We start from the raw sequence: 577 nt of genomic DNA, 5'->3' as shown, positions 1-577 counted from the left end.
GGTACCTGGTCGCAGAAATTGCAGAATATGGTCAACGTTAGTTTAGCAACGCCATTGATAACCCATAACATATCAAACATTGTAAATATGTTCAAGCCCTTGATCGCACAGCGTGCGGAGTTGGAAACATTTAGGTTATCTTTTGAGACGTTGACCGGCACAGCCGAAGAAGGTGCAAAGGCGTTACAGAATGCTCTTAACTTCAAGGCAAATAGCAACTACTCCCTTCAAAGCATAAATGAAGCCACGCAGAGCCTGGTACAGTTTGGTATGAACGCAGGGGAAGCGAATTTAATGCTTGGGACCCTTGGTGACCTCGCACTCGGTGATTCCTCCAAACTACAGACCCTGTCAAAAATAATGGGTAAGGTCTATGCAAAGGGGGAAGCCGATGTTGAGATGAAACAGGTTTTAAATAACATCAAGGCGATGGGTGATAATTTGCAAAACGCCACGAAGGGCGTGGGCGAAATCAAGCCAAAGTTAAATAAATCGGCGATGAATGAGGTCACAAAGCAGGTGGGTACCTGGTCGCAGAAATTGCAGAATATGGTCAACGTTAGTTTAGCAACGCCAT

General features: G+C 45.2%; 1 protein-coding gene. It reads left to right on the top strand.

The features are described 5' to 3' along the window. Positions 1 to 99 precede the first annotated feature (99 nt). On the top strand, positions 100 to 577 hold a 478-nt coding region (locus tag ACYVTD_RS15750; RefSeq protein WP_461248636.1), incomplete at its 3' end, for a hypothetical protein.

It is taken from the genome of Treponema sp. R6D11 (assembly GCF_054786075.1).
This window is presented reverse-complemented; position numbering and strand designations above follow the sequence as displayed.